We start from the raw sequence: 23743 nt of genomic DNA, 5'->3' as shown, positions 1-23743 counted from the left end.
GTGTTCGGGGTGTGACATGGGCTCCTCTTCAGCACGGCGGCGGTTCTAGTTGACTGTGATCAACTATTGACCGAGAGCAACTATATAGCCGGGCGTGGCGAATCTCCAGTGGCACTCTGCTGCCGTCCAGGCGCCGCTCCGGCCGCGCCTATCCTCGGAGCATGGACAACATCGATCGGAAGATCCTCGATCTGCTGCGCCAGAACTCCCGCGCGGGCTACGGCGACATCGGCGGAGTGGTCGGGCTCTCCGCCTCCGCGGTGAAGCGCCGGGTCGACCGCCTGGTGGCCGACGGCGTCATCCGCGGCTTCACGATCAAGGTCGATCCCGCCGTCGACGGCATGGCCACGGAGGCCTACGTCGAGCTCTTCTGCCGCGGCACAGTCGCACCCGACGAGCTCCGCCGCATCCTCTCCGCCGTCCCCGAGGTCGTCGACGCGGGCACGGTCACCGGCTCCGCCGACGCGATCGTCCACATCCGCTCGCGCGACATCCCCAGCCTCGAGCTCGCCCTCGAGAAGGTCCGCATCGCGCCCAACGTCGACCACACGCGCTCGGCGATCGTCCTCTCCCGCCTCATCCAGCGCAGCGAGGCCTGACGGATCGCGCCACCTCCTCGACGCGCCTCGCGACCGCCTGGTAGTCCATTCCTGTGTGGTTGATCCAGGAGGGCGAGCATGGGCGACAGGGAACAGGCCGGCACAGCGGCACGACGAAGACGGCGCATCTGGCTGATGCTGCCGGCCCTGTTCGTCGGAGTCCTGGCCGGGCACCTCGTCGCGACCGCGGTGGGCGCCGAGGATCCGTGGGACGTCGTGGTCACCGCTGCCGCTGCGGCAGCGGTGGCGTCCGTCGTCCTCGCCCTCGTCGACCGGCGGCGCTGAGCCCTCCCTTCTGGATCGGACTCCGATGGAGGGAACGACGATGGAACGACAGAAGACGAGCACGGCACTGATCGCGGCGGCGGCCGCTCTGCTGGCGGTGCCCCTGTTCACGGCGCAGGCCGCGCACGCCGAGCCGGCGAGGCAGGAGACGAGCGGCCGGGTGCACCTCGAGGCACGGGGCGGATCGGCGTCGACGGTGACCTTCGACGTCACCGACGGCACGCGGATCGTCGAGTCGGCGGGCGGCGGGGTCGGCTTCACGGACGGCGCCCAGACGTCGGACGCGCTCCCGGAGAGGATCGACGTCGGGCGCGGCCGCACCGTGTCGGGCCACTGGTCGATCGACGACTCCGACACGCTCACCTTCCACTTCGCCGCGGACTCGGCGTCGCGCTCAGCGGCAGGAGGCCTGCACCTGAACAGCGACTGGAGCTCGCCCGAGTGGGGTCACTGCGTCGCCGGGAGCGGCGTCAGCGGTGCCGCGACCGGCGAGGTGATCGGCGCGATCTCCGGTCCCGGCGCGATCGCCTCCGCGACCGGCGGGCTGCTCGCGGGAATCATCGGCGGGGCGATCACCTGCTGAGCGCCGCCTGCTGAACGACCCGGATCAGGCGGGCGCGTCCGCTGCGGTGTGGACGCGCTCGCCGCCGATCCAGGTGCCCAGCACCCGGGTCTCCCCGATCGCGCGGGGGTCGCCGTCGAAGGGGTCCCGGTCGAGCAGGGCGAAGTCCGCCGCGAGTCCCACGGCGATCGAGCCCGACTCGGCCTCCAGGCCGTTCACCCACGCCGAGCCCGCCGTGGAGGCGGAGAGTGCGGCGCCGAGATCGACGCGCTGCTCCGGGAGGAACACCTCCTCGCTCCACCCCGGCTCGCGCTCGGACGGCGCCGAGAGACGGTTCACCGCGACGTGGATCGCGGCGAGCGGGTCGGGCGTCGACACCGGCCAGTCGCTCCCCGCGGCGAGCACCGCGCCCGAGCGGAGCAGATCGCCGAAGGGGTACTGCCACGAGCCGCGCCGCTCACCGAGGAACGGCAGCGTCAGCTCCACCATCTGCGGCTCCAGCGAGGCCCACAGCATCTGCAGGTTCGCCGCGACGTCGAGCGCCCGGAAGCGCGGCAGGTCGTCCGGATGCACGACCTGCAGATGAGCGAGGTGATGACGGTTGCCGCGGCGCCCGTTCGCCTCGATCGCCCGCTCGACCGCGTCCAGGCACTCGCGCACGGCGCGGTCGCCGATCGCGTGGAAGTGCACCTGGAACCCGGCCGCGTCCAGGAGCGGCACGGCCTCGCTCAGGAGGCGCGGGTCGACCATCGAGAGTCCGTCGCCGTGACCGTGTCCACCGTGCCCGTCGAGGTAGGGCTCGAGCATCGCCGCCGTGAAGTTCTCGGCGATCCCGTCCTGCATGATCTTGACGGTCGTCGGGGCGAAGCGGTCGGCGGCGAGCGCCGCGCGCCGCGCGATCAGCTCCGGGATCTGCTCGACGCCGCGGCCGCGGTCCCACCACAGCGCGCCGCGGACCCGCCCGGTCAGCTCGCCGCTGAGCGCCGCGCGGCGGTACGCCGGTCCGGGGTCGCCCACGTCGCCGTAGGAGCCGATGATCGCGTCCTGCCACGCCGTCACCCCGAACGAGTGCAGGGTCTGCTGTCCGAGGAGCAGCGCGCGGTGGAGCTCGTCGGCGCTCGCGGGCGGGAGGTGGCGGCGGACCGCGTCCATGGCACCCTCGTGCAGAGTGCCGGACGGGCTGCCGTCGGCCAGCCGCTCGATCCGTCCGTCGGCGGGGTCCGGCGTCGTGCGGTCGATCCCCGCGAGGCGCAGCGCGGCGGAGTTGACCCAGGCTCCGTGCCCGTCGGCGTTGGTGAGGAAGGCGGGCCGGTCCGGGACGACCGTGTCGAGCTCGCGCGCGGTCGGGGTGCCTGCGGGGAAGTCGGGCAGCTTCCAGCCGCCGCCGAGGATCCACTCCGCTCCGCTCTCCCGTGCCGCGTAGGCCGCGATCGTCGCGAGGTGCTCGGCGGGCGATCCGCCCTCTCCGAGCCAGCAGCGCAGCCGCGCGGCGCCGCCCCAGACCGGATGCACGTGGGCGTCCTGGAAGCCGGGGACGAGCATCCGCCCGTCGAGGTCGACGACCTCGCTGCGCGGCCCGATCCACTCGGAGACGTCGGCGCCCACCGCGACGATCCGTCCTCCGACGACAGCGACGCCGTGCGCTCGGGAGCGCACGGCGTCGGCAGTGAAGACGGCGCCGCCGGTCAGGACGAGATCAGCGGCGCGCACGGGGTCAGAAGCCCCCGGGAGAGAAGGCCGCAGTCAACTGCGAGAACAGCGACACCGTCCAGCCGATCGCGATCAGGAAGGACACGACCACGACACCGAGGAAGATCCAGAGCGGGAGGAGTCCGCCGCCGGTCACGCGCTTCACGACCACGCTGCGGCCGATCACGTACACGTAGGGCGGGACGAGGAAGGCCCACGCCCAGTGGAAGGGACGCTGCACGCCGGCCCGCTTCAGCTGGCGCCAGTCGAGGAAGGCGAAGACGACCTCCGCGGCGTAGAGCAGGAAGCCGACGACCTGGAGCACGCCGAGGCCGAGGAAGTACGCGGGCGACATGCCCATCGACGAGCTCGGACCGTAGGTCGAGGCCATCGAGGACTCGACGATGGCGCTCGGCGGGAGCAGGAAGATCGAGAGCGCCGAGAGCAGCGGCAGGAGGACGACGACCCAGATCCACGACGTGGCGGTGACGATGCTCGTGTCGCGCTGCTGCACGGGTGCTCCGGGAGCCGCGGCGTAGGCAGGGTACTGCGGCTGCTGCTGGCCGGAGGGCTGCTGCGCCTGCTGGCCGTACTGCTGGGGAGCCTGCTGGCGGTAGCCCTGCTGGCCGTACTGCTGAGGAGCCTGCTGGCCGTAGCCCTGCTGGCCGTACTGCTGGGGAGCCTGCTGGCCGTACTGCTGGGGAGCCTGCTGGCCGTAGCCCTGCTGCGGCTGCTGCTGCCCCTCGGGCTGCCGGCCGTAGCCCTGCTGCGGGTCGGCGGACGACGGCTGCTGCGGGTACTGACCCGAGGCCGACTGCCCGTAGCTCGTCGCGGCTCCGCTCGACGTCTCCCCGTAGGCGGGACGCTCCGCGGGGGCGGCGGGCGGAGTCGGCGCGGGCGGCGGAACGGGAGTCGCGGCGGCCTGCGCCGACCCGCTCTCGGCCGGGGCGGTCGGAGTGGCCGCGGGCGCGTCGCGGAGCGACTCCGTCCAGCCGGTTCCGTCCCACCAGCGCTGACGGGACGAGCCCGCCGGGTCCGGGTACCACCCGGCGCGGGGTCCGGAGGCCTCCCCGCCCGTGCTCGCGCCCTGGTCCGTGCCGGTTCCGTTGTCGTCCGTCATGGCGTCCTCCACTCCCCTCCGGGCGTCTGCCCGCGATCTCGGACCACCGTAGCGCCGCGATGCGATGCGTGGCCTGAGGGCGGGCTGATCGCGCGCTGTCCGAGCGCTGTCCGCACCGGCAGGCGCCGGGGCGCGGCGACCGCCAGGATGGTCGCATGCCCCACCTCCTCCGAGCCCGTGCAGCCCTCTTCGACATGGACGGGACGCTCGTCGACTCGACGGCCGTCGTCGAGACCATCTGGGGTGCCTTCGCCGAGCGCTTCGCTCTCGACCACGACGCGGTGCTCGGCGCCGTGCACGGAGTCCGCGCCGCCGACAGCGTCCGCCGCTTCGCTCCGGCCGGCAGCGACGTCGACGCGATCGTCGCGGAGCTCGACGCGTACGAGCTCGAGCACACCGAGGGCACCGTCGAGATCCCCGGTGCGACGGCGTTCCTCGCCTCGCTCCCCCGCGAGCGCGTCGCCCTGGTCACGTCCGCGAGCCCGGCACTGGCCGCCGCTCGTCTGGCCGCGGCGGGCGTCCCCTCCCCCGACACCGTCGTCACCGCGCACGACGTCGCGAACGGCAAGCCCGCTCCCGACTGCTACCTCGCCGCCGCGGCCCTGCTCGGCGTCTCCCCCGAGGACGCGCTGGTGTTCGAGGACGCCGAGGCCGGCATCCGGGCGGGTCTGGACGCCGGCATGCGCGTGATCGTCGTGGGGAGCCACGAGAGCGCGAGCACCCGGGGGCTGCCCCGGATCGCGCACTACTCCGACGCGCACGCCGCGCTCGAGGGCGACGAGCTCGTCGTCACCCTCGGCGGGCCTCAGTAGCGGATCGCGTCGATCACCTTCACCCGCACGGCGACGATCGCCGGCACGAGGCCGGCGAGCGCGCCGACGAGGGTGGCCGCCCCGAGCCCGAGCAGCGCCGCCTCGGCCGGGAACGGCGGGATGTCGGTGATCCCGTTGTCCTGCACGAAGGCCACGGTCCACGGGTTCGTGACGAGGATGACCGCGATCGTCACGCCGACGACTCCGGCGACCACGGTCGCCACGACGCTCTCCATCATGATCGAGAAGAAGATGCGGCCGGAGGAGGCGCCGAAGCTGCGCCGGATGCCGATCTCGCGGATCCGCTGCCGGACGGTGACCAGGGCGATGTTGAGCAGTCCGAGCGCGCCGAGCGCCAGCACCAGGCCCGCCACGCCGCCGATCACCCAGGTCAGCACGCCGAACGGGTCGGAGTCGTAGACCAGGTAGTCCTGCCGGTCGACCGACACCTCGACGTCGGGTCCCAGGGCACCGGCCACGTCGCGCTCCACCGCCGCGGCGAGGGGCTCGGCCACCTCGAGCGGCACCCACATCTCGTAGTTCGGCACGCCCTGCCCGCCGTACTGCGGATCGACGTCGCGGGCGACCGCCGGGTAGGCGTCCGCGAGCATCATCATCGACGGATCCGTCTCGAACTGCGAGGAGGGGGTCACGCCGACCACCACGCCCGTGACGTCGCGCTCGGAGCCGAGCAGGGTGACCACCGGGTGGGTGCGCAGATCCGGGCTCCCGATCCGCTCCCAGAAGCGCTCGTTGACGACGAGGGCGGGAGCGAGGCGCTGGGAGTCGCGGGCCGTGAACCAGGCGCCGTCCACGATCTTCAGCCGGTGCATCTCGGCGAAGGGCTGGTCGACCGCCTGCACCGCGACGTCGACGGCGCCGTCGGCGAACTGGACGCGCGCGCTGCCGTAGGTCGAGCGGCTCGCGTAGGTGATGGAGTAGCGCTCGAGCGCGCCGGTCCAGGCGGCCTGGAGGGCGTCGGCGTCGAGCTCGGCGCTGCCGGTGCCGGAGGCGTAGGCGGAGAGGAAGAGGCTCGCCGGCCGCCCGCTGGATCGCTCGGCCTGCTCGATGCTGGCCTGGCGGGCGATGCCGCCGGCGGCCACGACCGCGGTCAGGGCGGCGACGGCCACCGCGACGCCGATCAGCGAGAGCAGCACGCGGCCGCGGTGGATCCGCAGCTCGGTCCACGCCTCCACGATCGCCCCGGCGATCCCGACGAGCGCGCGCATCAGAGGACCACCGCCTCGGCGACGGTGCCCGCATCCGCGGTCGCGCCCAGGCGGCCGTGGTCGAGCCGGTAGTGGCGCTCGGCCCGCGCCGCGATGGCCGGGTCGTGGGTGATGGTGACCAGCGCCGAGCCGGACTCGCGCGCGATCTCGTCGAGCAGGCCCATCACGCTCTCGCCGGTGTCGGTGTCGAGGGCACCCGTCGGCTCGTCGGCGAGGATCAGTCGCGGTCGGCGCACCAGAGCGCGGGCGATCGCGATCCGCTGCTGCTCGCCGCCGGACATGCGCCCGGGCATCGAGTCCACGCGGTGCCCGAGGCCGACCCGCTCCAGCATCTCGGCCGCGAGGTCGCGGCGTCGCCAGAACTCCGACCCGGTCGCGTAGAGCAGCGGCGTCATCACGTTCTCGCGAGCGGTCCGCCCCTCGAGCAGGTTGAACTGCTGGAAGATGAAGCCGATGCTGCCGCCGCGGATGCGCGCGCGGGCCCGCGAGGACAGGGTCTCGGTGGGAGCGCCCTCGAGCAGCATCCGCCCCTCGGTGGGCTCGTCGATGAGCCCGAGGATGTTGAGCAGCGTCGACTTGCCGGACCCGCTGCGCCCCACGACCGAGACGTGGTCGCCCTCGCCCACCTCGAGATCGACGCCGTCGAGGATCGTCAGCGGCGGCGCGTCGGGCAGGGGCACGACCTTGCGGATCCCCTCGAGCCGGAGGATCGTCACGAGCAGAAGACCGAGCCGTCGGGCTGCGCGATGCAGTCGCCGCCCAGCTGGACGTCGGGAGCCGCCTCCTCCGCGCCCGGCACGAACTGCAGGAGCTCGGCGCCCTCCTCCACTCCGCCGGTGATCTCGACGGAGCTGCCGTCGGTGAGTCCCAGCGTCACCGGGACCTCCTCGGTGCTGCCGTCGTCCGCTCGGCGGAAGACGACGCCGGACTCCGCCGTGCCCTCGACCGCGGTGGTCGGCACGACGAGGACGTCCTCGGCCCTGCCTCCCGCGAGCGTCACCGAGGCGGCGAGCCCGGGGAACACGGTGACCTCCGTCGGCACCTGACAGGTGAAGCTCGTGCCGGAGCCGCCGGTCGAGGTCCCGCCGCCTCCGCCGTCCGTCGCTCCGCCGGTCGTGCCGCCCTCGCCGGCTCCGGCGAGAGGGGTGCTGATGGTGAGGTCGGTGCAGGTGAAGCCCGCGGGCCCGCCGGTGATCGCGACCTGCGCCTCCGTCGGCCGGTTCTGGATGCGGTAGAGCTGCTGCGCGTCGATCGTGCCGGTGACGGCGTAGCTCGGCGGCGCGACCTGGCCGGTCACCTCGCCGACCGTGACGGCCTGGTCGTGGATGACGCCGAGCGCGCTGAGGGTGCCGCCGGTCGCGGCGTAGACCCGCTCGAAGCGCACGGAGGGCTCCTGCTGGGTGAGGGTGACGGCGCCGTCCGGGCCGGTCGTCTCGACCGGGTCGCGCGGAGTCTCGACGCGGATGTCGTAGATCAGATCGCCCGACGCGACGGCCGCGCCCTGCTGCACGTAGACGTCGTCGACCGTTCCGGCCGCCGTCGCCTTCAGCGGCACGGCGGGGTCGGCGGCGACGGTGCCCTGGAGGGTGAGGTCGTTGGTGACCGTGCCGCGGGCGACCGCGACAGTGGGCTCGGTGATCTCACCGGTCGGCTGCGTCGGATCGGCCTCGGCCGCACCGTCCGGGAAGAACGCGATCTTCACGAGGGCGATGCTCGCCGCTCCGATGATGACCATCCACACGATCGGGAACACCCAACGCCGAACCGCACCCATCCCGTCCCCCGACTCCGCTTCCAGGGCGCTCCGCCGTGGGGCGCCGGAGGCAGCCTATCCGGCGACGAGGTCGCGTCCCGGACCGTGGCGCGCCCGTCAGACGGCGAGAGCCGAGACGATCGAGGCGACGCGGCGCACCCTCGTCTCGGCGGCCTTCGCGCCCTCGACCGACGTGACGTGGGCCTTCCGCGCGCTGGGCGAGAGCGCTGCGAAGCGCTCAGCAGCGCCCGCCTCGGCCAGCGCGGCCGCCAGGTCCTCCGGCACGACGACCTCGCGCGGCGCGGTGTCCAGCTCGATCACGACGTCGATCGCGTCGCCGCCGGCGAGCCGGGTCTCGCGGCGCTTCTCCGACGAGAACGGGACGAGCGCGCGGCCTCCCATCGCTCCGACCGTGCTGGTGAAGCGGTAGCCGTTCACCGTCACCGCGACGGCCGGCCGCTTGCCGCCACCGAGGGCCTCGAGGACCTCGGGCGGCACCTCGATGCCGGTGTTGTTGCCGGTCTGGAAGAGCGTCGTGGTGAACTGCACGAGGCGATGATGGCACGGACTCCCGCGTGTCGCGCGGCTGATCGCCATACTGACGCCCATGGCCGTCGACTCGATCTTCGTGAACCTCCCCGTCACGGATCTGGAGCGCTCGAAGGCGTTCTACACGGCGCTCGGCTGGACCCTGAATCCTCTGTTCAGCAACGACGACGCCGCCTGCTTCGTCGCCTCCGAGCACGTCTACGCGATGCTCCTCCTGCACCCCTTCTTCTCGACCTTCACGGCGAAGGAGATCATCGACGCGCGCTCCCAGGTGCAGGGCCTCTTCGCGGTGAGCGTCGGCAGCCGGGAGGAGGTCGACGAGGTGCTCGAGAACGGGCTGGCCTCCGGTGGCGCCGAGCCGGTCCCGGTGCAGGACCTCGGCTTCATGTACGCGCGCGACCTCGAGGACCCGGACGGGCACGTCTGGGAGTTCCTGTACATGGATCCTGCTGCGGCCGAGGCCGGTCCGCCCCAGGAGTGAGGGTTCGGCGCGCTCAGCAGGAGCGGGTGTCGGGGTCTCCGAGCGAGGAGCGCACGGCGTCGACCGTCATCCTGCCCTCGGGGTCGAGCCGGGCGAGCATGCGCGACATGATGTCGGCCAGCTGCGGGATCTGCTCGGCGTCGAGCGGGTCGATGACGTCGGCCAGCACGGTCGCGACGTGGCCGGGCGCCGTGTCGACGATCTTCTGGAGGCCGGCGTCGGTGAGCACCGCGTTCGTCGCGCGGCCGTCGGAGGCGCAGGGGCGGCGCTCGAGGTAGCCGCGGGCGACGAGGCGGGTCACCACGTGCGAGAGCCGGGGCAGCGTCGCGTTGGTGCGGGCGGCGAGCGTGGTCATCCGGAGGGCGCGGTCGGGTGCCTCGGACAGCATCGCCAGCGTCAGGTACTCGAAGTGCGTGAGCCCGGCGTCGCGCTGCAGCTGCGTGTCGAGGGCGCCCGGCAGCAGTTCCACGACCGCGATGAAACGCAGCCAGGCGTCGAGCTGATCGGGCGTCAGCCAGCGTGTCTCGGGCGCACTCATTCCCCCACACTACCCACTACTTGCCGCGACAAGTAAGTCCCTCTCCCCCGCGCCACCCGGCGGCGACGTGCATCCGATCAGCGCCGCCGCCGCCGCAGCAGCAGCCATCTCCGAGGCGAACCGCCGATCCGCGTCCCAGCGGATCGCCGTAGCCGAACGCACCCCGCTCCGCAGAACGCACCCCGTCGCGAAGCCGACCGCGCCACGCCCGTCCACACCGCCCCCGCGAGCACCACCCTCAAGGCGAACCGCCGATCCGCGTCCCAGCGGATCGCCGTAGCCGTCCGCACCCCGCTCTGCAGAACGCACCCCGTCGCGAAGCCGACCGCGCCACGCCGGGCAAGGACCGGCGTGGAACGGACTACAGCACGTCGTCGCTCAGATCGATCGGGTTGCCGAAGCGGTGGTTCGTGATCGAGATCGCCTGCTCGCGGAGGAAGGGCAGCAGCTCGACGCGGCCGGCGGGGGTGACCGGGTCGGCGTAGACGGCGGTGTCGAGGGCGCCTCCGAGGGCGTCGGCGAGAGCGGTCGCGAGGGGGACGCGGGATCCGTCGGCGCGGGTGAGCGGGACCGGCGTGCCCGTGCTGCCGCGGGTCATGCCGGCGACGACGTCGGTGAAGGAGCCGGTCGAGTCGGACGATCGGCGGACGACGGCCTGCTGTCCGTGCGACGGACTGCCGGGGGCCTGCGGGCCCGCGTAGCCGTCGACGCGGTCGGAGACGATGTCGCCGATGATGCGGATGCGCGGGGCCGTGATGCGGCCGGCCGCGGCGCGCTCGAGCCATTGGGCGTCGGTCTCGACGACGATGCGCGGGACGAGCCCCGCCATCTCGGCGAGCTCGTCGCCGCCGAGCATCTCCTGGACCCGCGGGGGGAGCGGGACGGACGTGGAGATGTCCATCCGGGAGCGGGTCAGCAGGCCCGCGGCGATGACGCGGAGGAGCTCTCCGAGGTCGCCGCCGTCGGCCAGACGCAGCGCGATCGGCACGCGGAGGTAGCGGAACAGGTTGCGCTCGACGCCGACCTTCGAGATGTCGGTCACCACCCCGAACTCCGTCGCCCAGGCGAGCTGGTCGGAGAGGGCGGAGCGGCGGAGCAGGTCGAACTGCTCGAACCGGAGCGAGGACTGGGCCGCCTCGATGAACTGGCGCGCGCGGTCGTCGAGGCCGCGCAGGTGCAGCGTCGAGGAGGAGCGCGCGGGCGAGGGCTTCCAGGAGCCGAGGCCGATGAGGTGGTTCGGTCCGCCGGCCTTCGCGCCGCCGCCGACGGACGAGCGCTTCCAGCCGCCGAAGGGCTGGCGCCGGACGATGGCTCCGGTGATGCCCCGGTTGACGTAGAGGTTGCCCGCCTCGACCGAGTCGATCCAGAGGGCGAGCTCGTCGGCGTGCAGGGAGTGGAGCCCGGCCGTGAGCCCGTACTCGGTGCCGTTCTGCATCCGGACAGCGTCTTCGAGGGTCGCCGCGTGCATGATCCCGAGCACGGGGCCGAAGAACTCGGTGAGGTGGACGTAGCTGTCCTCGGTGACGCCCTCGCGGATCCCGGGCGACCACAGCGTGCCGCTCTCGTCGAGGCGCTGGGGTTCGACGAGCCACGACTCGCCCCCTCCCAGCGCGGTGAGCGCGTGCAGGAGCTTGCCGGTGGGCTCCTCGATGAGCGGCCCCATCACCGCCGACGGGTCGTCGGGCCGGCCGACGCGGAGTGACGTGACGGCGTCGACCAGCTGGGCGCGGAAGCGCTTGGAGCGGGCGACCGAGCCGACCAGGATCACCAGGGAGGCGGCGGAGCACTTCTGGCCCGCGTGCCCGAAGGCGCTGCGGACGATGTCGGCGACGGCGAGGTCGTAATCGGCGTGGGGGGTGACGATGATCGCGTTCTTGCCGCTGGTCTCGGCCTGCAGTGCGAGGCCGGGCCGCCAGGAGCGGAAGAGGCGGGCGGTCTCGTAGGAGCCGGTGAGCAGCACGCGGTCCACGAGGGGGTCGGTGATCAGCGCCCGTCCCAGCTCCTCCTCGTCGAGGTCGACCAGGGCGAGGAGCTCCTGCGGGACGCCCGCGTCCCAGAGCGCCTCGACGAGCACGGCCGCCGAGCGGCGCGCCTGGGGAGCCGGCTTCACCACGACTCCGGAGCCGGCGGCGAGCGCCGCGAGGATCGATCCGGCCGGGATGGCGACCGGGAAGTTCCACGGCGGAGCGACGACGGTGACCCGCGCGGGGACGAAGGTGGCCCCGGTGACGGCGTCGAGCTCGCGGGCGCGGGTGGCGTAGTAGTGGGCGAAGTCGATGGCCTCGGAGACCTCGGGGTCGGCCTCGGCGATCGTCTTGCCGGTTTCGGAGGCCATCACCTCGATCAGGCGGTCGCGGTTCGCGGCGAGCACGAGGCCGGCGCGGTCGAGCACGGCGGCGCGGTCGTAGCCCAGGCGCTCGCCCCAGCGCTCGGCGCGGCCGGACACCGCGCGCAGCACCTCCTGGAGCTCCGCCTCGGTGCTCACGCGCGCGGCGTCGGCCGTGCCCGCTCCGATGGTCGAGCCGGCGATGCGCTCGGTGATCAGGCGCGCCCAGCGGCGGTTGCCGGGGAGGGCGGGATCGGTGTCGGGCTCGTTGTGGAAGCCCGCGGTCGCGGCGGCGGCGCCGGAGCCGCGGCTGAGGCCGAGGACGGCCTGCGTCAGGCCCGCGGCGGCCGGGTCCTGCGCCCGCTCGCCGGCGCGGGCGTGCTCCTGCACGAGGCGGCGGCCGGAGCCGGAGGACCACTCCCGCAGGCGGTCCTGCGTGCGGTTCGGCGGCGGGACGGAGTCGTCGAGGGGCTCGAGCGAGGCGCGGAAGCGTCCCAGCTCGCGCTGCAGCACCTCCTCGTCGTCGAGGCGGAACGCGGCCGAGAGGAAGTTCTCGGGGCTGCTGTTCTCCTCGAGCCGACGGATGAGGTACGAGATCGCCACGTCGAACTCGTGCGGGTGCACGACGGGCGTGTAGAGGAGGAGGCGTCCGACGTCCTCGCGGACGGCGCGCGCCTGCCCGGTCGCCATCCCGAGCAGCATCTCGATCTCGACCGCGCCGGTCACCCCGCGCTCGGTCGCCGTGAGCCACGCCCAGGCGAGGTCGAAGAGGTTGTGCCCGGCGACGCCCACGCGCACCGCGTCGACGCGCTCCGGCCGCAGCGCCCGGTCGAGCAGGCGCTTGTAGTTCGTGTCGGCCTCCGCCTTGCTGCCGACGGTCGCCAGCGGCCAGTCGTGCAGGGCCGCGTCGACCCGCTCCATCGCGAGGTTGGCGCCCTTCACGACGCGCACCTTGATCGGCGCTCCGCCGCGGGCCCGGCGCTCCTGCGCCCACTCGGTCAGCTCGTCGAGCACGCGGACGGAGTCGGGCAGGTACGCCTGCAGGACGATGCCCGCTTCGAGGTCGAGCATGCCCGGCTGCTCGAGGAGGCGCCGGAACACGGCGACCGTCAGGTCCAGGTCGCGGTACTCCTCCATGTCGAGGTTGATGAAGGTGGGGTCGGCGCCGGACGCGGCCGCCTGGTAGAGCGGGGTGAGACGCTCCACGACGCGGTCGACCTCCTCGTCGAAGGCCCACATCGACAGCTGGCTGACGACGCTCGAGACCTTGACGCTGACGTAGTCGACGTCCGGCCGCTCGAGGAGGCGGAGGGTCCCCTCGAGGCGCCGCCGGGCCTCGCGCTCGCCGAGCACGGCCTCGCCGAGGAGATTGAGGTTGAGCCGGTCGCCGCCCTCGCGCAGCGCGGCGACGGCCGCGCCGAGACGGGCCTCCGAGGCGTCGCCCACGAGGTGCCCGACGAGGCGGCGGAGGACCCGGCGGGCCGCGGGCACGACCACCCAGGGCAGCACGGGGCCGACGGCGCCGCCGGTGCTGATCGCGGCGCGCAGGTAGGAGGGGAGGAAGGCGGGCGTCTTCGCGGTGAGCGCCGCGAGGTTCTCGGCCGCGACCGAGAGGTCCTCGGGCCGGGCGACGCCGTCGACGAACCCGACGGTGAAATCGAGGCCGTTCGGATCCTGGAGCACGCCCGCGAGCCGCTGGGCGGCGGGCTCGACCGGGAACTCGCCGCTGCGCGCGATCCAGCGGCGGACCAGGGACTCGACGCGCTCGATCATCGGGCGGTCGTCGACCTCGGGTTCGGCGGCGGCGGATGCCGCGAGCTCCGGCTCCGACGCGGCGTCGGGCTCGCGCACGGCCTCGTCCTCAGCGTCGGCCTCGTCCTCAGCGTCGGCCTCGTCCTCAGCGTCGGGCTCGTCCTCAGCGTCGGGCTCCTGCGCGGCCTGAGACACGTCCTCGTCCTCGTCCACGGACGCGGACTCCGGCGCCGGCGCGACCTCGGCCCCGCTCCCGGAGCCGTCGGCCTCGATCTCGTCGTCCGGCTCCGCGCCGCCCTCCGCCGCGTCTCCCGGCGTCCGACCCTCGACGGTCGCGTCGACCCCGCTCCGCACGGCCGCGTCGTCGGGCTCTCGCTCCGGGTCGCTGCCGGGCACACCTGGGGTCGTCGACTGCTGCATCCTCCGAGGCTAAGCCCGACCCGCCGCCCGGACGCGGCGTGACGCGGTGGTCGCGCCGACTCGCCGGCGAGCCGCCCCTGTGGAGGAGGGGATCAGTGCCGGCGATGGTCCTGGATGGTCATCCGCGGGCCGTGCCGCGGCTTCTTCGCTCCGCTGCAGCCGATCAGCCGGATGACCCGCTGCCGGTGCCCGCGCCACGGCTCGAGGAGCTCGAGCATCCCGTCGTCGTCGACCCCGAGCCGGCCCGTGAGAGCGAAGCCGACGGCCGCGGCGAGGTGGTAGTCGCCCACGCTGACCGCGTCCGGATCGCCGTGGGCGCGCATCATCACCTCGGAGGCCGTCCACGGCCCGATCCCCGGCACCGACTGCAGCCGGCGGGCGACCTCGTCGCCGCCCCGCCCGAGCGCGAGGGTCCGCTCGAGGCCGGAGGCGACGAGCGCGGCGGTGAGGACGGTCCGCGAGCGCCGCGGATCCACTCCCGCGCGGTGCCAGTCCCACGACGGCACGCGCCGCCACTGCTCCGCGCTCGGTGCCACGTGCAGGGCGGCCGGCCCCGGGGCGGGCTCCCCGTGGAGGCGCACCAGCACCCGGTAGGCGCGCCACGCCTCCGTGCTGGTGACCTTCTGCTCGAGGACCGACGGCGCGAGCATCTCGAACACCAGGTTCGCGCGCGTGAGGCGCAGGCCCGACGAGCGGCGGAGCACCTCGGCGAGCGGAGCGTGGGCAGTCAGGTCGAGCCCGCTCCAGTCGTCGCCGTGGCCGAGGAGCTCGGGGACCGCGTCGATCAGCCACTCCGCTCCCCCGCCCCAGGCGCGCGCGTGCACCGCGCCGTCCGCCGCCTGCCGCAGGTGCAGGGTGCCCGGGCCGAGCGGGGTGCGGAACGCCCGCCAGAAGCCGGACGCGTCGAGGAGCATGGTCGGGTCGCCCGAGCCGCGCAGCAGCGTGCGGAGGGTGAGCGCGAGGCTCACCGGCTCCGACGGCGCGTAGACCGTCGCCCAGGAGGGCTCGGGAGCGGGGGCGGGGATCGACACGCAGCGATGCTAACCGGCGGCTCCGACACGGGAGCGGACCCTTCCCCGCAGAACCCCCATCCACGACGTGTTCGGAGCGACACGCCCGGCGGATTGGTCCAGACCGCGTGAACACATGCGCGGATCCGATCCTCCGTTTCCACTGGTCAGCAGGTCGCTCCCGGGCGTAGCTTCGCGCTGTCGCGGCGGCGCTCCAGCCGCCCGGCACCCGCCAATCACTGGAGATGCGCACATGTTCGACACGACCTTCATCCGCAACGCGATCGTCAAGAGCTCTGAGACCGCTCTCGACCGTCGCCGCTTCTTCGAGGCCACCGGCGTCGCCGGCCTCGGCATCGGAGCCGCGGCCCTCGCCGCGCCCACCGCCTCCGCCGAGGAGGTCGCTGCCAGCGGCCCCAGCGACGCCTCGATCCTCAACTTCGCCCTCAACCTCGAGTACCTCGAGGCCGAGTTCTACCTCCGCGCCGTCTACGGCACCGGCCTCGGCGGCTCGGACGTGACCGGCAAGGGCACGCCCGGAGGCGTCATCGGCGGCCGCCCCGTCGACTTCAAGACCCCGTGGCTCAAGAGCTTCGCCACCGAGGTCGCGAACGACGAGAAGGCCCACGTGCAGTTCCTGCGGGCCGCGCTGGGCACCGCGAAGGTGGCCCGCCCGGCGATCAACCTCAAGGACAGCTTCAACTCCGCCGCTGTCGCGGCGGGGCTGATCAAGGCCGGTCAGTCGTTCGACCCGTTCGCGAGCGAGTCGAACTTCCTGCTCGGCGCCTTCGTCTTCGAGGACGTGGGAGTGACCGCCTACAAGGGCGCCGCCCCCCTCATCCAGTCGAAGACCTACCTCGACGCGGCCGCCGGCATCCTCGCGGTGGAGGCGTACCACGCGGGCGCGATCCGCTCGGCGATCTACGCCGCCGACCTGTCCGACTCGGCGAACAAGCTCTCCGACGCTCGCGACAGCCTCGACGGCAAGACCGACCTCGACCAGGGCGTCAAGGTCAACGGCCAGGCGAACATCGTCCCGACCGACGGCAGCTCGATCGCGTTCAGCCGCACCCCGGGCCAGGTCCTCAACATCGTGTACCTGAACCCCGCGGCCGGAACGCGCACCGGCGGATTCTTCCCCCGCGGCGTCAACGGCGAGCTCGTCACGACCTAGTCCCACCAGCACCGAGCACGACGACGGGCCCTTCCTCGAGGCGGCGAGGAGGGGCCCGTCGACGTCTGCGTGCACATCCGTTCACCGGGTCCTCTAACCTGAGCGGGTGAAGATCGGGATCCTGACCTCCGGCGGCGACTGCCCCGGCCTCAACGCCGTCATCCGCGGTGCCGTCTACAAGGGCATCAAGGTCTACGACCAGGAGTTCGTGGGCTTCCGGAACGGCTGGCGGGGAGTGGTCGACGGCGACCTCCTGCCGCTGGGCCGCCCCGAGATCCAGGGCATCGCCAAGCAGGGCGGCACGATCATCGGCACCAGCCGGACGAACCCCTTCGAGGGCGAGAACGGCGGACCCGAGAAGATCGAAGAGATGATGGACCGCAACGGCATCGACTCGATCATCGCGATCGGCGGCGAGGGCACCCTGGCGGCGGCCAAGCGCCTCACGGACGCGGGCCTCAAGATCGTCGGCGTCCCGAAGACCATCGACAACGACCTCGGCGCCACCGACTACACCTTCGGCTTCGACACCGCCGTCGGCATCGCGACCGACGCGATGGACCGCCTCCGCACCACCGGCGACTCGCACGGCCGCTGCATGGTCGCCGAGGTCATGGGCCGCCACGTCGGCTGGATCGCCCTGCACTCCGGCATGGCCGCGGGCGCCCACGTGATCCTCATCCCGGAGAAGCGCACCTCCCTCGACCAGATCGTCGAGTGGGTGCAGAGCGCGCAGGACCGCGGGCGCGCACCGCTCGTCGTGGTCGCCGAGGGCTTCTCGCTCGACACGATGGACGACGCCCACTCCGAGCGCGGCCTCGACGCCTTCGGCCGGCCCCGCCTCGGCGGCATCGGCGAGCTGCTGGCCCCGCTCATCGAGGAGCGCACCGGGATCGAGACCCGCGCCACGACGCTCGGCCACATCCAGCGCGGAGGAACGCCCACTGCGTTCGACCGCGTCCTCGCGACCCGCCTGGGCATGGCCGCCATCGACTCCGTCGTCGCCGAGCACTGGGGCCGCATGGTCGCCCTGCGCGGCACCGACATCTACCACGTGGGCTTCGCCGAGGCGCTCGGCACCCTCAAGACGGTGCCCGACGCCCGCTACGAGGAGGCGCGCACCCTCTTCGGGTAGCCGCCCGGGCGGGGGCTGTCCGTGGTCTGTCCGATCTGCAGGCACCTGCGCGATCTGCAGGCACCTGCGCGATCTGCAGGCACCTGCGCAATCTGCAGGCACCTGTGCGATCTGCAGGACTCCGGCCGGTGAGAGCGTTCTCCTCCGCGTGACTCGTCGGTCGGATGCAGGATCTCCTGCAGATCGCACCTGCACACCGCACCCAGGCCTGCACACCGCACCCAGGCCTGCACACCGCACCCAGGCCTGCACACCGCACCTGCACACCGCACCCAGGCCTGCACACCGCACCCAGGCCTGCAGACCGCACCTGCACACCGCACCCGGGCCTGCAGATCGCACCTGCACACCGCACCCGGGCCTGCAGATCGCTCCTGCACATCGCACCGGAGCCCGCAGATCGCACCGGAGCCTGCACACCGCACCGACCAGCACGCCGGACCCGCAGCCCGCGTTCCGGCGCGCGGCCGTCAGCCCTTCGCGCCGTCCGGGGTCGCCGTGGCGACGATCTGCGCCCGCGCGAGAGTGTGGAAGTGGGCGTTGAAGCCGAGGATCGCCGGCGTCGACTCCGGGTCGAGGTCGAGCGAGTCGACATCGAGGGCGTGCACCACGAAGAAGTAGCGGTGCTCGCGGTCCGGCGGCGCCGCTCCGACGAACTGGCGCAGCCGCATCTCGTTGGGCAGCGTCTGCGCGCCCGCCGGGAGCAGCTCGAAGCCGGCGGCTCCGGCTCCCGTGGGCAGCTCGGTGGTGTCGGCCGGGAGGTTGTAGACGGCCCAGTGCCAGAAGCCGGAGCCGGTGGGCGCGTCGGGGTCGAACACCGTCACGGCGAAGCTCTTCGTCTCGGCGGGGGCTCCCGACCAGCGCAGGTGCGGCGAGACGTCCTCGCCGCCGGAGCCCTCGCCGTAGTGGCGGGCGGACAGGGGCGCACCGTCGGCGATGTCGTCGCTCTCGAGCGCGAAGGTCGGCACCTCGCCGAGGCGGGCGTAGGGGTCGTAGGTCCAGTCGGACATCCGGTTCTCCGTTCGGGAAGGGCGGGCGGTGGCCCGCGCCCTCAGCCTAGGAACCCGGCGCCGCACGCCGAAGGGCTTGCGGACGGGGTCAGGACCCGAGATAGCGCCCGGGCCGGTGGTTGAACGCCAGGACCAGGTTGAGCACCACCACTCCCGCCGCCGAGATCAGCACGTTCAGCGGAGGCACCACCAGCAGCGCGGCCGCGACCACGCACGCGTCGAGCGCCATCATCACGTAGCCCGCCCGCCAGCCGAGCCGCTCCTGCGCGATCAGGGCGACGATGCTGAATCCGCCCAGGCTCGACCCGTGCCGGAAGAGGATGAGGAGGCCGATCCCCGCGAGCACGTCGCCCGTGAGGACCCCGTAGACGGGCTCGATCCGCAGCTCGCCGAACGCCAGCGGGTGCAGCCCCGCCAGGACCGAGACCAGCACGATCGAGAACATGGTCCGCAGCGTGAACCGCCAGCCCTTCTTCCACAGCGAGAGGGCGAGGAACGGCACGTTGACCGTGACGAGGATCACGCCGAACGGGATGTCGAGCGGATACCCCAGCAGCAACGCGAGACCCGCGGTGCCGCCCGTGACCGCCTGGCTCGCGCGCAGCAGGTAGAGGCCGAGCGACACGACGAACGCGCCGGTGACGAGGCCGAAGACGTCCTCGAGGCGGGAGTGCGGCACGGGGGCGGAGGCGTCGGGCACCCGACGATGCTGCCACACGCCGCGCCCGGATCCGGACGTCCTCGTAGGATGTGCCGGTGCTGCCGAAGATCCTGCTGTTCTACCGCTTCGTGCCGCTGGCCGACCCCGAGTCCGTGCGGCTGTGGCAGCGCGAGCTGTGCGGGTCGCTGGGCCTGCGAGGGCGCCTGCTGATCTCGGAGCACGGGGTGAACGGCACTCTGGGCGGCGGGATGGACGCCCTGAAGCGCTACGTCCGCCGCACCCGCGAGCACTCCGCCTTCCGCGGCCTCGAGGTGAAGTGGAGCGACGGCTCCGGCCTCGACGACGACGGCCGCAGCCTCGACTTCCCCGGGCTCTCGGTGAAGGTGCGCGACGAGATCGTCTCGTTCGGCGCGCCCGACGAGCTGCAGGTGGACGCCGACGGGGTCGTCGGGACGGCGCCGCGCCTCGACCCGGACCAGCTGGACGCTCTGGTGGCCGAGCGCGACGACGTGGTGCTGTTCGACGGCCGCAACGCTTTCGAGGCCGAGATCGGCCGGTTCGACGGGGCGATCGTGCCCGGAGTCAGCAGCACCCGCGAATTCGTCGAGCAGCTCGACGCCGGCGTCTACGACCACCTCAAGGGCCGGCCCGTCGTCACCTACTGCACCGGCGGCATCCGCTGCGAGGTGCTGTCGAGCCTGATGACGGCGCGCGGCTTCGGCGAGGTGTACCAGCTCGACGGAGGCGTCGTCCGCTACGCCGAGGCGCGGCGCGACCGCGGGCTGTGGAAGGGCGCGCTGTACGTCTTCGACGGCCGCGGCTCCGTCTCCTTCTCCCCCGACGCCGAGGTGCTCGGCCGCTGCACCTCGTGCGCCGCTCCGACCAGCCGGATGCGCAACTGCACCGACCTCTCCTGCCGGGCCCAGCTCGTGGTGTGCACGGACTGCGATGCGGCGGCCTGCGCCGCGCACGCGGGCCCTACGCTCGTGCCATGAGCATCGAAGCGCGCGGGCGCACCCTCGTCGACCTCCACACCGCCCCCGAGCTGCTGCAGGTGGTGAACGTCTGGGACGTGATCAGCGCGACCACGATCGCCGCGCTCCCGGAGACCCGGGCGCTCGCGACCGCCAGCCACTCCATCGCAGCGGCGTTCGGCTACGAGGACGGCGAGCGGATCCCGCTGGAGCTGCACCTGGGCATGATCGAGCGCATCGTCGCCGCCGTCGAGGTCCCGGTCTCGGCGGACCTCGAGGCGGGCTACGGAGACGCGGGCGAGACCGTCCGGCGCGCGATCGAGGTCGGCGTCGTGGGCGCGAACCTCGAGGACCAGGCGAAGCCGCTCCCGGAGGCGCTGCGGGCGGTCGAGAAGGCCGTCGCCGCGGCCGAGGAGGAGGCGGTGCCCTTCGCGCTCAACGCCCGCACGGACGTGTTCCTCCGCGCCGGCGACCGCGACCGCCGCGAGGTCCTGGCCGACGCGATCGAGCGCGGCCGCGCCTACCTCGACGCCGGCGCCGCCTGCTTCTTCGTCCCCGGGCTGCTGCAGGACGCCGAGCTGGAGTCCCTCGTCGCCGCCCTCGGGCGGCAGCGCGTCAGCGTCATCGGCGTCCCCGGATCGCAGTCCCCCGCCCGCTTCGAGGAGCTCGGGCTGGCCCGCGTCTCCTACGGCCCGTGGACGCAGCGCGTCGCCCTGACGGCGCTCCAGGACGCGGCCTCCGCCCTCTACTCCGGCGGATCCCTCCCCGAGGGCACCCGTCCCCTGAACTGACCGCCCGGCCGCGGGCCCGCGGGCGTAGCGTGGGCCCATGTACCGAGCCATCGTCGTCGAGCGGCACTCCGACTCCGACACCGACACCCCCGACCGAGCCCGCCTCCTCGAGCGCGACGACCCCGACCGCTCGCACGGCGACGTGTCGATCGCCGTCGAGTACTCGAGCGTCAACTACAAGGACGCCCTGGCGCTGGCGGGGAGGCCCGGCATCGTGCGCCGCACCCCGCTCGTGGCCGGCATCGACCTGGTCGGCACCGTGGAGTACGCGGACGGCGCGGCGGGCGAGCGCTTCGACTCCGGCGACCGCGTGGTGCTCAACGGCGCCGGCCTCGGCGAGCGCCACGACGGCGGGCTCGCCGAGCGGGCCCGTGTCGACTCCGCGTCGCTGCTCCGGCTCCCCGGCGCGATCTCGGCGGCCCGCGCGGGAGCGATCGGCACCGCGGGCTTCACGGCGATGCTGGCCGTGCTGGCGCTCGAGCGGCACGGCGTGCGGCCGGGCAGCGGCCCCGTCCTGGTGACGGGAGCCTCGGGAGGCGTGGGGTCGCTGGCCGTCGCGCTCCTGGCGCGCCTGGGCCACGAGGTCGTCGCCTCGACCGGCCGGCTCGGCGAGCACGGCGCTCTGCTCCAGCGCCTCGGCGCCTCCGACGTCATCGACCGCGCCGAGCTGCAGGAGGGCGGGAAGCCGCTGCAGTCCGAGCGCTGGGCGGGAGCGGTGGACTCCGCGGGCTCGCACACGCTCGCGAACGCTCTCGCGCAGACGCGGTGGGGCGGCACCGTGGCGGCGTGCGGTCTCGCGCAGGGGCCGGACCTGCCGGTGAGCGTGATGCCGTTCATCCTGCGCGGAGTGACGCTGGCCGGGATCAACTCGGTGGAGGCGCCGCGCAAGCTCCGCGAGGAGGCCTGGCGCCGCCTCGCCCACGACCTCGACCTGGAGCTGCTCGACGAGCTGACGACGACGGTGCCGCTCGGCGGGGCGATCGACGCGGCCGAGGACGTGCTCGCCGGCCGCTCGCACGGTCGGACTCTGGTGGACGTCCGCGCCTGACGGCTCGGCCTCGGAGGCGAGCGCCTCCCCGACACGAGCGCGGAGGCGGAGACGCCTCCGCGGCGCTGCAGCGCGGCAGCGGGCAGAGCGGCAGCGGGCTGAGCGGCAGCGGGCAGAGCGGCAGAGGGCTGTGCGGCGGCGGCCCGTGGGGCGGTGCGCTACTCCGCGGCCTCGGTGGCGCCGCTCGGCTCGGCCGACGCGTGTCCGACGGAGGAGTCGGGGCGCGCGGCGCGCGGCTTCGCCGACGTCCTGGGCCTCGGCGCTGGCTTCGCGGCCGCAGCAGGCTTCGCGGGCTCGACGGGCTTCGACCCGGTCGGCGTCGACCCGGCGGGCTCCGATTCCGCGGTCGTCGATCCGGCGGACTCCGCCGGGACCGCGGAGCCGGTCGGCACGGAGGCTGCGGCCTCCGCGGGCGCGGATCCCCGGGACTCGGCCGTCGTCGTCGCCACCGTCCGAGCACTCGTCTTCGGGGCGGCCTTCGGCGTAGCCCGCGAGTTCTTCGGAGCGGCCCCCGCTGCTGAGTCCGTCGGCGCCGCGACGGCCTCCACGGCGGCGGCCGCCTCCGGAGCCGCGACCGGCGCACTCGCCGCGCTCCCGCCGCTCGCCGCCTCCCGGCCCTCGACCACCGTCGCCGGACCCGCCGCCTCCGCGGCCACGGCCGCGGCCTCCGCCGCCTTCGCCTTCTTCTTCGCGCGCTTCTCCGCCGCCGCCGCCTGGGCCCGCTCCGCCTGCTCCGCGACCTCGGGGACGATCACGAGGTCGTCGGTCTCGATCACGGGGATCGCCGCGGTCGTCGTCCCCAGCTGGAGGGCCGCGATCAGCTCGGGCGCGTGCTTGGTGCTCACGATCAGGCGGGAGTAGTCCTCGTCGACCAGGTCGATCACGACGGCCGAGGCGGTGCGCTTGATCAGCAGGAAGTCCTTGCCGCCGTGGAACTTCCACGTCCCGGCCGCGAGCGTGAGCGGGACCGCGGTACCGGGCGCGCGGATGCCCCGCACCCAGATCCAGGGGTCCTCGGTGACCGTCGCCGAGCGGATGCTCGACCGGTCGACGACGACGTCGCTGCGGTGGAACGCGAGCAGTCGCTCGGCCGCGGTGAGGCGGAGTTCGAGGCGGTCGGGGAGCACGGTCACGACGGGCATGCCCCTAGTCTGCCCCGCCGCCCGCCGCCGGGTCAGCGCCGGATCGCACAACGATGCCCCGGCGCTCGCGTGGGTGGCAGCATGGTCGGATGCCGATGGATCCGGACGAGGCGCGCCTCCTCGACGCGCTGCTGGCCGAGCGGCAGGCCGAGACGCGCGACGAGGCGGCCCGGCTCGAGGCCTCGCTGGCCGAGCTCCTGCGCGACCGCGCCGACGGCACCGCCGACGACGAGCACGACCCGGAGGGCACGCCGCTCTCGGCCGAGTGGTCGCGGATGGCCGGAGTCCGCGACGCTCTCGCCCGCACGGCGCGCGACCTCGACGCCGCTCGCGCCCGCCTCGGCACCGGCGGCTACGGGGAGTGCGCCTCCTGCGGCCGCCCGATCGGAGCCGCACGCCTCGCCGCCCGGCCCACGGCCGAGCTCTGCATCGACTGCGCCCGGCGGGCGGAGTCGCGCCTCCGCTGACGGCGGGCGGAGACCCCGCCTCCGGGCCCTCCGCCTGAAGGCCCCCACAGATCCCGGCGTGCGGAAACCCGGTTTCTCCTGCGAGCATTCACATCCGGTCGCGTCCCTCGAACAGGTCTGACGGACCACCCCCTCCCCCCCCCCTGCTCCCGTCCCCACCCCACGACTCCCCCCTGGGCGCCGACGCGGCCGACCTCCTCTCCCCCGCCCCCCACC

Annotated in this window: 23 protein-coding genes; 11 read left to right on the top strand and 12 right to left on the bottom strand. The window is 73.7% G+C overall.

Going from position 1 to position 23743, the window contains the following annotated elements; genetic code table 11:
* The first annotated feature begins 161 nt into the window (after nt 1–161).
* From C5C24_RS13975 to C5C24_RS13970, 3 genes are all read left to right on the top strand, one after another.
* The gene (locus tag C5C24_RS13975; protein ID WP_104222855.1) at nt 162–599 is read left to right on the top strand and encodes an Lrp/AsnC family transcriptional regulator; all 438 of its coding nucleotides are present in this window, start codon (nt 162–164) and stop codon (nt 597–599) included.
* A 78-nt stretch (nt 600–677) separates the two neighbouring features.
* On the top strand, nt 678–884 hold the full coding sequence (locus C5C24_RS17710; RefSeq protein ID WP_146082628.1) for a hypothetical protein: 207 nt from the start codon (nt 678–680) through the stop codon (nt 882–884).
* Nucleotides 885–924: 40 nt separating this feature from the next.
* Nucleotides 925–1467, top strand: a complete 543-nt coding sequence (locus C5C24_RS13970; protein ID WP_146082627.1) for a hypothetical protein — start codon at nt 925–927, stop codon at nt 1465–1467.
* A gap of 24 nt (nt 1468–1491) precedes the next feature.
* Here the strand turns inward: C5C24_RS13970 and C5C24_RS13965 are convergent, their stop codons facing one another.
* Both C5C24_RS13965 and C5C24_RS18480 read right to left on the bottom strand, forming a co-directional pair.
* On the bottom strand, nt 1492–3156 hold the full coding sequence (locus C5C24_RS13965) for an amidohydrolase (RefSeq protein WP_104305248.1): 1665 nt from the start codon (nt 3154–3156) through the stop codon (nt 1492–1494).
* A 4-nt stretch (nt 3157–3160) separates the two neighbouring features.
* Nucleotides 3161–4255, bottom strand: a complete 1095-nt coding sequence (locus C5C24_RS18480; protein WP_258065266.1) for a DUF2510 domain-containing protein — start codon at nt 4253–4255, stop codon at nt 3161–3163.
* A 155-nt stretch (nt 4256–4410) separates the two neighbouring features.
* Between C5C24_RS18480 and C5C24_RS13950 the strand changes: the two genes are divergently transcribed.
* The gene (locus C5C24_RS13950) at nt 4411–5067 is read left to right on the top strand and encodes an HAD-IA family hydrolase (protein WP_104276212.1); all 657 of its coding nucleotides are present in this window, start codon (nt 4411–4413) and stop codon (nt 5065–5067) included.
* On the opposite strand, the gene C5C24_RS13945 is transcribed toward C5C24_RS13950, so the two are convergent.
* The 4 genes from C5C24_RS13945 to C5C24_RS13930 form a co-directional block, all read right to left on the bottom strand.
* Nucleotides 5061–6296, bottom strand: a complete 1236-nt coding sequence (locus C5C24_RS13945; RefSeq protein ID WP_104276213.1) for an ABC transporter permease — start codon at nt 6294–6296, stop codon at nt 5061–5063. The genes C5C24_RS13950 and C5C24_RS13945 overlap by 7 nt on opposite strands.
* Nucleotides 6296–7012, bottom strand: coding sequence for an ABC transporter ATP-binding protein (locus tag C5C24_RS13940; RefSeq protein WP_104276214.1), 717 nt, complete (start codon nt 7010–7012; stop codon nt 6296–6298). Before C5C24_RS13940 ends, C5C24_RS13945 begins: the two co-directional genes overlap by 1 nt.
* Nucleotides 7009–8031 carry an efflux RND transporter periplasmic adaptor subunit gene (locus tag C5C24_RS13935; RefSeq protein ID WP_146082626.1) on the bottom strand — a complete coding sequence of 341 codons (1023 nt, stop codon included), beginning with the start codon at nt 8029–8031 and terminating at the stop codon, nt 7009–7011. Before C5C24_RS13935 ends, C5C24_RS13940 begins: the two co-directional genes overlap by 4 nt.
* Nucleotides 8032–8166: 135 nt before the next feature.
* The gene (locus C5C24_RS13930) at nt 8167–8598 is read right to left on the bottom strand and encodes a YdeI/OmpD-associated family protein (RefSeq protein WP_104305247.1); all 432 of its coding nucleotides are present in this window, start codon (nt 8596–8598) and stop codon (nt 8167–8169) included.
* Between the two features lie 58 nt (nt 8599–8656).
* On the opposite strand from C5C24_RS13930, the gene C5C24_RS13925 reads away from it, so the two are divergent.
* Nucleotides 8657–9079 (top strand): VOC family protein, encoded by a 423-nt coding sequence (locus tag C5C24_RS13925; RefSeq protein ID WP_104276217.1) that lies wholly within the window; start codon nt 8657–8659, stop codon nt 9077–9079.
* 13 nt (nt 9080–9092) lie between these two features.
* Here C5C24_RS13925 and C5C24_RS13920 read toward each other — a convergent pair whose 3' ends face one another.
* From C5C24_RS13920 to C5C24_RS13910, 3 genes are all read right to left on the bottom strand, one after another.
* The gene (locus C5C24_RS13920) at nt 9093–9617 is read right to left on the bottom strand and encodes a MarR family winged helix-turn-helix transcriptional regulator (RefSeq protein ID WP_104233099.1); all 525 of its coding nucleotides are present in this window, start codon (nt 9615–9617) and stop codon (nt 9093–9095) included.
* 361 nt (nt 9618–9978) lie between these two features.
* Nucleotides 9979–13716, bottom strand: coding sequence for a proline dehydrogenase family protein (locus C5C24_RS13915; RefSeq protein ID WP_104305254.1), 3738 nt, complete (start codon nt 13714–13716; stop codon nt 9979–9981).
* Nucleotides 13717–14207: 491 nt separating this feature from the next.
* The gene (locus C5C24_RS13910; protein ID WP_258065265.1) at nt 14208–15146 is read right to left on the bottom strand and encodes a DNA-3-methyladenine glycosylase; all 939 of its coding nucleotides are present in this window, start codon (nt 15144–15146) and stop codon (nt 14208–14210) included.
* A gap of 232 nt (nt 15147–15378) precedes the next feature.
* On the opposite strand from C5C24_RS13910, the gene C5C24_RS13905 reads away from it, so the two are divergent.
* Nucleotides 15379–16299, top strand: a complete 921-nt coding sequence (locus C5C24_RS13905; protein ID WP_104222865.1) for a ferritin-like domain-containing protein — start codon at nt 15379–15381, stop codon at nt 16297–16299.
* A gap of 106 nt (nt 16300–16405) precedes the next feature.
* Nucleotides 16406–17434 carry a 6-phosphofructokinase gene (locus tag C5C24_RS13900; RefSeq protein WP_104305246.1) on the top strand — a complete coding sequence of 343 codons (1029 nt, stop codon included), beginning with the start codon at nt 16406–16408 and terminating at the stop codon, nt 17432–17434.
* Nucleotides 17435–17904: 470 nt separating this feature from the next.
* Here C5C24_RS13900 and C5C24_RS13895 read toward each other — a convergent pair whose 3' ends face one another.
* Nucleotides 17905–18444, bottom strand: a complete 540-nt coding sequence (locus C5C24_RS13895) for a YbhB/YbcL family Raf kinase inhibitor-like protein (protein ID WP_104305245.1) — start codon at nt 18442–18444, stop codon at nt 17905–17907.
* Between the two features lie 88 nt (nt 18445–18532).
* A complete protein-coding gene (locus C5C24_RS13890) occupies nt 18533–19144 on the bottom strand; it encodes a YitT family protein (RefSeq protein ID WP_244230588.1) in 612 nt (203 codons plus the stop codon).
* A gap of 56 nt (nt 19145–19200) precedes the next feature.
* On the opposite strand from C5C24_RS13890, the gene C5C24_RS13885 reads away from it, so the two are divergent.
* From C5C24_RS13885 to C5C24_RS13875, 3 genes are read left to right on the top strand one after another with little or no spacing between them, the layout of a single operon-like run.
* Nucleotides 19201–20100, top strand: a complete 900-nt coding sequence (locus tag C5C24_RS13885) for a rhodanese-related sulfurtransferase (RefSeq protein WP_104305244.1) — start codon at nt 19201–19203, stop codon at nt 20098–20100.
* Complete coding sequence (locus C5C24_RS13880) at nt 20097–20870, top strand: isocitrate lyase/phosphoenolpyruvate mutase family protein (RefSeq protein ID WP_104276221.1); 774 nt, start codon at nt 20097–20099, stop codon at nt 20868–20870. Before C5C24_RS13885 ends, C5C24_RS13880 begins: the two co-directional genes overlap by 4 nt.
* A gap of 37 nt (nt 20871–20907) precedes the next feature.
* On the top strand, nt 20908–21918 hold the full coding sequence (locus C5C24_RS13875) for an MDR family oxidoreductase (RefSeq protein ID WP_104305243.1): 1011 nt from the start codon (nt 20908–20910) through the stop codon (nt 21916–21918).
* 158 nt (nt 21919–22076) lie between these two features.
* Here C5C24_RS13875 and C5C24_RS18475 read toward each other — a convergent pair whose 3' ends face one another.
* Nucleotides 22077–23060, bottom strand: a complete 984-nt coding sequence (locus C5C24_RS18475; protein ID WP_258065264.1) for a hypothetical protein — start codon at nt 23058–23060, stop codon at nt 22077–22079.
* An 89-nt stretch (nt 23061–23149) separates the two neighbouring features.
* Here C5C24_RS18475 and C5C24_RS13865 point away from each other — a divergent pair, with 89 nt between their 5' ends.
* Nucleotides 23150–23527, top strand: a complete 378-nt coding sequence (locus tag C5C24_RS13865; protein ID WP_258065263.1) for a TraR/DksA family transcriptional regulator — start codon at nt 23150–23152, stop codon at nt 23525–23527.
* Nucleotides 23528–23743: the final 216 nt, after the last annotated feature.

It is taken from the genome of Rathayibacter sp. AY2B3 (genome assembly GCF_002931755.1).
Lineage (GTDB): Bacteria > Actinomycetota > Actinomycetes > Actinomycetales > Microbacteriaceae > Rathayibacter.
This window is presented reverse-complemented; position numbering and strand designations above follow the sequence as displayed.

Coding starts and splice junctions, on each gene's coding strand:
- C5C24_RS13975 (WP_104222855.1), top strand. CDS start 162: ATGGACAACATCGATCGGAAGATCCTCGATCTGCTGCGCCAGAACTCC.
- C5C24_RS17710 (WP_146082628.1), top strand. CDS start 678: ATGGGCGACAGGGAACAGGCCGGCACAGCGGCACGACGAAGACGGCGC.
- C5C24_RS13970 (WP_146082627.1), top strand. CDS start 925: ATGGAACGACAGAAGACGAGCACGGCACTGATCGCGGCGGCGGCCGCT.
- C5C24_RS18480 (WP_258065266.1), bottom strand. CDS start 4,255: ATGACGGACGACAACGGAACCGGCACGGACCAGGGCGCGAGCACGGGC.
- C5C24_RS13950 (WP_104276212.1), top strand. CDS start 4,411: ATGCCCCACCTCCTCCGAGCCCGTGCAGCCCTCTTCGACATGGACGGG.
- C5C24_RS13945 (WP_104276213.1), bottom strand. CDS start 6,296: ATGCGCGCGCTCGTCGGGATCGCCGGGGCGATCGTGGAGGCGTGGACC.
- C5C24_RS13935 (WP_146082626.1), bottom strand. CDS start 8,031: ATGGTCATCATCGGAGCGGCGAGCATCGCCCTCGTGAAGATCGCGTTC.
- C5C24_RS13925 (WP_104276217.1), top strand. CDS start 8,657: ATGGCCGTCGACTCGATCTTCGTGAACCTCCCCGTCACGGATCTGGAG.
- C5C24_RS13920 (WP_104233099.1), bottom strand. CDS start 9,617: ATGAGTGCGCCCGAGACACGCTGGCTGACGCCCGATCAGCTCGACGCC.
- C5C24_RS13915 (WP_104305254.1), bottom strand. CDS start 13,716: ATGATCGAGCGCGTCGAGTCCCTGGTCCGCCGCTGGATCGCGCGCAGC.
- C5C24_RS13905 (WP_104222865.1), top strand. CDS start 15,379: ATGTTCGACACGACCTTCATCCGCAACGCGATCGTCAAGAGCTCTGAG.
- C5C24_RS13895 (WP_104305245.1), bottom strand. CDS start 18,444: ATGTCCGACTGGACCTACGACCCCTACGCCCGCCTCGGCGAGGTGCCG.
- C5C24_RS13880 (WP_104276221.1), top strand. CDS start 20,097: ATGAGCATCGAAGCGCGCGGGCGCACCCTCGTCGACCTCCACACCGCC.
- C5C24_RS13875 (WP_104305243.1), top strand. CDS start 20,908: ATGTACCGAGCCATCGTCGTCGAGCGGCACTCCGACTCCGACACCGAC.
- C5C24_RS18475 (WP_258065264.1), bottom strand. CDS start 23,060: ATGCCCGTCGTGACCGTGCTCCCCGACCGCCTCGAACTCCGCCTCACC.
- C5C24_RS13865 (WP_258065263.1), top strand. CDS start 23,150: ATGCCGATGGATCCGGACGAGGCGCGCCTCCTCGACGCGCTGCTGGCC.